Consider the following 4,913-nt stretch of genomic DNA (forward strand, 5'->3'; position numbering starts at 1 on the left):
GTACCTATGTTTAGGTTAAATGAAAAAGTGAGTTACTGTTGTTGTTGTTTAATATAAAATATTTGTATGAGATAAACTGGATCGCCGACAGCAATTGCCGCTTCGATATCTGTGTTGATGACCTTGAGATACATTCTTTCGTCGGTTACTTGGCAACTTGCAATTTTAATACCACTACCCATCTCACTGAGTTCTGGTAGTACCATTGCGAGAATGTCATGATTATCGACAATCCGATATCGACTACTCAAAAATGCGCGCATTTGACCGCGTAAAGTACGAATGAGACTCGTTTCATCTTGCCGTTCATCCAACCAGTGGTTGACATTTTCCGCCAAAAGATGTGGCGACTGTCTCATCATCCGATCGTAATAAACTTTCGGAATACTGAGCTTAGATGCCATCTGTGCATGAGCATAACTAGTAGCTGGCATTAATTCTAAACCGCTGGTTGTTTCCAATTGAAATTTCCCACTAGGCACCATTGTCAAACTTTTGGTGCTGGCATGGAAATCTCGTTTGGTTTCCTGCTGGTCTAATAGTTCTTGAGCTAGTTCGACAATCGTGCGTCCAGTTTTCATGATTTTAAAAATGTGATAATGGTTAATAAAAAACCGCCAAGCATCAATAGCAACTTAGCGGCACAGATTCTAAGTGATTAGTACTGAGAATTTTGGTAATAAGCCTCGCGGTCTAAGATCAACTGTTCGTCGAACGCTAGCTGTTGTTCTTCATCATTAAGGCGGGGAAACCCAGTCACTTCAATGAGATTTTCAGTGGGTAGAACTGGTATAATCAGAGTATTCATTGCAAAAAACTAGTAATTGGATAAGTGAGTGAGTTTGCTATAACAAACTCACTCGCCAACAATAGAAAAGCGGGTCTACAGATTCGCTTGTCTATTGTTTGGGTGGAGATAACATTCGTTTGACAATTTCCATTAATCGATCGGCATTGAGACTCGGCATTTGCTCGATATCATCAGCAACTTTCAGATTCGACTCAATTTGCAGAGGATCGAGTAACAGCGTTGGCAGGGAGAAGTATTTAGCGGTATGGATAATCCGCTGTGCTTTACGATTACCAGCGAGGTCGTAATCTGGTAATACCACCAATAAGACTCGCCCTAACCGCTCTTTAATCGCCCTCAGCTTGTCGAAAGCGGTTCGATCGGAATAATCGCCAGATTCCAAACACAGAGATGGGATGCCGCGACTGTGGGCGATTTCGACAGACTTTTGACCTTCCACAACCAGGACGAGGTTAATCTTGCCTGGATATGGGAGCAGCCTGGATAATCCGTAGGGTGTCCAAGGATTTGAGCCAGCACCATCGAGCCACTCCTTGCCATTAAAGGATTGAGGAAAGATTACTTTGTCCGTGCGATAATCAATCCGAACCACCCTTTGCTTGTCGGAATACCAATAAACTGTTCGCCCCCCAATCGTTTCAGCCAACCTGTCATCTTTCATCAAGGGAGAGTGGAGTTGAGCGGGATGAATGCGGGGGATGATGACAGGGCAAGATTCTGACTTGACTCTACTGGCGAACTGTTTAAAGTCTGGTACCAGTCGAGCCATAATCTCAACCCGATGTTTTCTGGTAGGCTCGTTCCAACACATCCAGGCACCTGTGGGCGAGAAAGTAAGATTGTGCCCGTTGCAAACAGGACAGTAGTAACGTTCTCGGTAGCGGCGGTAAGGTGTCAAAGCCTCCTTATAATCGGCGAGAACAATTGGTTGGCGCATTGGTTAGAAGGGAATTTTGTCATACTCATCAGCATCGATTACCGATGACTCAATATCGATGGCGGGACTGCTATCGATTGTGGGAGCAGCCGCAATCGGTTGAACGGGTGTGGCGGTAATTTGAGGATGGGATTCTGTTGGACTCAAGACAATCGTGCCAGGGGTAGGATCGGCTAAAAGCAGACGGGGACGAGGGTTCATCATCCCTACGACCAGATCGGCAAGATCTTCATCGGTACCGATAAAGAAATCTTGCCAGTTATCCACGGTAGGGGTGACATAACCATCGATATAGCAAGCAGGTGACTTAATTTTATCTCCGACGCTCTTACGGATAATGTGAGGCTGGAATAGGCATAGAGCATTAAAAATCTCATTCCGAGGACTGAAGAATACCTTATTTGCCTTTGCTTGACACCGAGCTACAGATATACAAAATTTCTGCCACTGGTCTGAGAGTGTGGCTTGTTGTGCCCCTTTAGCCACTAGTTTCAGTGGGATGTCATGTAGTGGTTGCTTATGTTCGTCAAAGAACATTACCAGATAAATTTGGAAGTTCCCGATGTTTTCGTCACCCCGATACTGACGACTCCATTTGCCGACGACAACCAGAGTCTCTTCCTCCTGAGATGCCTTGCGATCGAAATTTCCCAACTGACAGACAGGAGCTAGGGTCATGCGGGGTTTTTGGAGCAAGACACCCACTTCAGATTTACCGGAATTATAGGTATACTCAGTCAGTTTTTCGGGATCTAGGTCGTGCCAACCTGCTTTATCAGCTTGGGATAGAGGTACAAAATATCCGCACTGTTTGGGATCTTCTCCACGCAAGGCTTGGCAGTAAGGAAATGAGAAATCTGTAGCGGCATATTGGCGGCTCAGGTACTTGTTTTCGGCGTTAGTGGTCATCAGTTTTCAGAGGATATAGTGAATATTGACAGCACAAAAAAGCACCAGTTAGTGAAACTGATGCCAGGGTTGAGGCTATTAGGCGAGCGAGAGATTACTAAGACAGTTACTCTTCACTTTTACCAAGCGAAGCGACAGGGTTTTAGCAGCGACCGCCTAGCGGCGAGCAAGCTTCGAGATGAAAAGTTACCAGCGATCTAATGCTGCATAAACAATCAGAAAATGCCAATGGAGATTGATGCTAGAGATTTAATTATCGGTGTATTCTTCGCCATCTTCCTGACCCTGATTCTCTGTAGATAGTGGTTCTAACCGTTCTTCTGGTGATGCTATTTCTTCTGTGAGATATTTTAGATCTTCTTGCTCGATTATCTTCTCAATTTCTTGGTTAGAAATATTCTCTCGGTCTGATTTAGCATAAATTGTAGTTAGCAATATTGCTTCGAGAGTTACCGTATAATAGATGATTCGATATCCACCACTTTTACCTCTATTAGTAGTACTATTTCTGACTCTAACTTTATAAACAGGATATTTATTTCCAATAATACAGTCGCCAGGAGTTTCACCAGCTTCTAGCTGTTCGATCAGCGATTTAATATCTTCTTTGATTAAACGATTCGCCTTACCAAGTTTCTTAATGTCTTTTTTGAATTTAATACTTTCAACGACGATAACTGGTGATATTCTATCTTGCATCAATCATAGTCCGGATCTACTTACTTCTTTGACTAGAGTTTTATACCCCTCCTGCTGCACTCTTTCTGTAAACTCTTCTTCATACTTGCTGCTATTAACAAATCGGATGACAACAGCAACGTATTGAGGTTTTGTTAGTGTTAACGATCGTTCGCATAGTGTCTCCAGAGGAGAATCGAGAACGAGTTGACCTCGATCGTTAATTTCTCCCGTAGTCTGAATCATGATATCATCCCATAATTCTGAGAGGGGAGAGACATTTCCCATTAGACAATCGCGATAACCTTCACGAAAACTATCGAGGATTTCTTCCTTAGTTGGTTCGGGACAATCTTCTTCGTCATCGTCACGAAACCAAATATCTATTTCAACTCGCTGTGGTTTAATTACTTCTAAAGATCGATCGATAATTAGTTGATTATCTTTATCGATTTCTCCTGAAACTTCGAGATATCTCATATATTTTATCTGGTTTTAGTTGCAGATATCTCCCGCATTAGCTAGGGAGATATCCACTATTTTAGCGCGATGTTAACAGTCTTGATGCCACCATCTCCTCATAAGCAGTCGCTTCTAGTTCGTGCTGTTGCAGGTGAAGCAGAAAGTCTAACCCATAGCTCATCGACTCGCTCAAATAGTCAAGATCGAAGACAGTAGGGTCAGAATAACGCTGCATTCCGCGAATTTTAATCTCGTGCCAATAGCCTGAAACACGTTGGCTAGGACGGTAAACAATCTCGCCATCAATCTTCCAAATTAAGCGTAATCGAGCAATCCACTCTTCTCTTTCTTGGGGTATGTTGTAGCCCAGATAAACGAGGAATGCGGGTTCATCTGCGTGGGCATTACCCCACCCATGAGGATCTTCAGCGGGTGCATCACAGATCGCTAAACATGGAAGCAATTCTGTGAAGGTAAAACCTTGCGGATGAAATCGCGCTGAGGTTTCCGCCTGCGGCACGTCTTCGCCTACAGCGTGCGTTTCACCAAGCGGTTGAACTGTAGAAGGTTGCTGGGTTAACATAAAGGTTCGTTAATTATATTTTTGGTCGTTATGCGACCTTTTTTATTGCCAAAACAGCAAGAGTTAGTAGCAAAGAAACTGCCACTAGTTCTCGTAGTTACAAAGCGAAGCACATAGATAAATTGCTTGCTAGTAATTACTAGCAAGCAATAACGATTTAGCATCAGACAAGCGCAGCTTCAACCTCGGCTTTAGCTTTATTCGCAGCTATAGTAGCAGCTCGTTTTTGAGCAGGTGTAAGCGGGACAATAACTTCAGCAACTTCAGTTACAGCCTCATCAAGCGCAGCATTATCAACGATTATTGGTTCTACTGGTTCGAGTGCAACTACTTCAACTTCAGCAGGTATGGGTGCTGGAATAGAGACAACAGCGATAATTTTGGAAATCCATACGCCAATGGTGGCAAGCTCTTTACCTAAGCGGAATTTACCAGCTACAACCAAGTTAGATTCTGGTACGAATAAGCGTTGATTGACATCAGTAGCAGCAACGGCAAAGTTGACTTTAATATCTGTCTCTTATACACATCAA

The 4,913-nt window shown here is 43.4% G+C and carries 8 protein-coding genes; all 8 read right to left on the minus strand.

The window, feature by feature from the left end; all coding sequences use genetic code 11:
- Window positions 1-32: 32 nt before the first annotated feature.
- The 8 genes from C7B77_RS23820 to C7B77_RS23855 all read right to left on the minus strand — a co-directional run bounded on the left by C7B77_RS23820 (window position 33) and on the right by C7B77_RS23855 (window position 4,825).
- Window positions 33-581: a hypothetical protein gene (locus tag C7B77_RS23820; protein ID WP_245894360.1), complete on the minus strand. Its 549-nt coding sequence runs from the start codon at window positions 579-581 to the stop codon at window positions 33-35.
- Window positions 582-658: 77 nt separating this feature from the next.
- Window positions 659-808 carry a hypothetical protein gene (locus C7B77_RS30385; protein ID WP_181243998.1) on the minus strand — a complete coding sequence of 50 codons (150 nt, stop codon included), beginning with the start codon at window positions 806-808 and terminating at the stop codon, window positions 659-661.
- A 91-nt stretch (window positions 809-899) separates the two neighbouring features.
- Window positions 900-1,748 (minus strand): hypothetical protein, encoded by an 849-nt coding sequence (locus tag C7B77_RS23825; RefSeq protein WP_106310757.1) that lies wholly within the window; start codon window positions 1,746-1,748, stop codon window positions 900-902.
- 3 nt (window positions 1,749-1,751) lie between these two features.
- Window positions 1,752-2,657, minus strand: coding sequence for a DUF5895 domain-containing protein (locus tag C7B77_RS23830; RefSeq protein ID WP_106310759.1), 906 nt, complete (start codon window positions 2,655-2,657; stop codon window positions 1,752-1,754).
- A gap of 249 nt (window positions 2,658-2,906) precedes the next feature.
- On the minus strand, window positions 2,907-3,356 hold the full coding sequence (locus C7B77_RS23840; RefSeq protein WP_181243999.1) for a type II toxin-antitoxin system RelE/ParE family toxin: 450 nt from the start codon (window positions 3,354-3,356) through the stop codon (window positions 2,907-2,909).
- A 3-nt stretch (window positions 3,357-3,359) separates the two neighbouring features.
- Window positions 3,360-3,815 (minus strand): hypothetical protein, encoded by a 456-nt coding sequence (locus C7B77_RS23845; RefSeq protein WP_106310764.1) that lies wholly within the window; start codon window positions 3,813-3,815, stop codon window positions 3,360-3,362.
- A 61-nt stretch (window positions 3,816-3,876) separates the two neighbouring features.
- On the minus strand, window positions 3,877-4,380 hold the full coding sequence (locus C7B77_RS23850) for a hypothetical protein (protein ID WP_245894362.1): 504 nt from the start codon (window positions 4,378-4,380) through the stop codon (window positions 3,877-3,879).
- 163 nt (window positions 4,381-4,543) lie between these two features.
- Complete coding sequence (locus C7B77_RS23855) at window positions 4,544-4,825, minus strand: hypothetical protein (RefSeq protein ID WP_181244000.1); 282 nt, start codon at window positions 4,823-4,825, stop codon at window positions 4,544-4,546.
- Between the last annotated feature and the right edge of the window lie 88 nt (window positions 4,826-4,913).

The organism is Chamaesiphon polymorphus CCALA 037, assembly GCF_003003845.1.
Classification (GTDB): domain Bacteria; phylum Cyanobacteriota; class Cyanobacteriia; order Cyanobacteriales; family Chamaesiphonaceae; genus Chamaesiphon; species Chamaesiphon polymorphus.

Coding starts and splice junctions, on each gene's coding strand:
- C7B77_RS30385 (WP_181243998.1), bottom strand. CDS start 808: ATGAATACTCTGATTATACCAGTTCTACCCACTGAAAATCTCATTGAA.
- C7B77_RS23845 (WP_106310764.1), bottom strand. CDS start 3,815: ATGAGATATCTCGAAGTTTCAGGAGAAATCGATAAAGATAATCAACTA.
- C7B77_RS23840 (WP_181243999.1), bottom strand. CDS start 3,356: ATGCAAGATAGAATATCACCAGTTATCGTCGTTGAAAGTATTAAATTC.
- C7B77_RS23825 (WP_106310757.1), bottom strand. CDS start 1,748: ATGCGCCAACCAATTGTTCTCGCCGATTATAAGGAGGCTTTGACACCT.
- C7B77_RS23850 (WP_245894362.1), bottom strand. CDS start 4,380: ATGTTAACCCAGCAACCTTCTACAGTTCAACCGCTTGGTGAAACGCAC.
- C7B77_RS23820 (WP_245894360.1), bottom strand. CDS start 581: ATGAAAACTGGACGCACGATTGTCGAACTAGCTCAAGAACTATTAGAC.
- C7B77_RS23830 (WP_106310759.1), bottom strand. CDS start 2,657: ATGACCACTAACGCCGAAAACAAGTACCTGAGCCGCCAATATGCCGCT.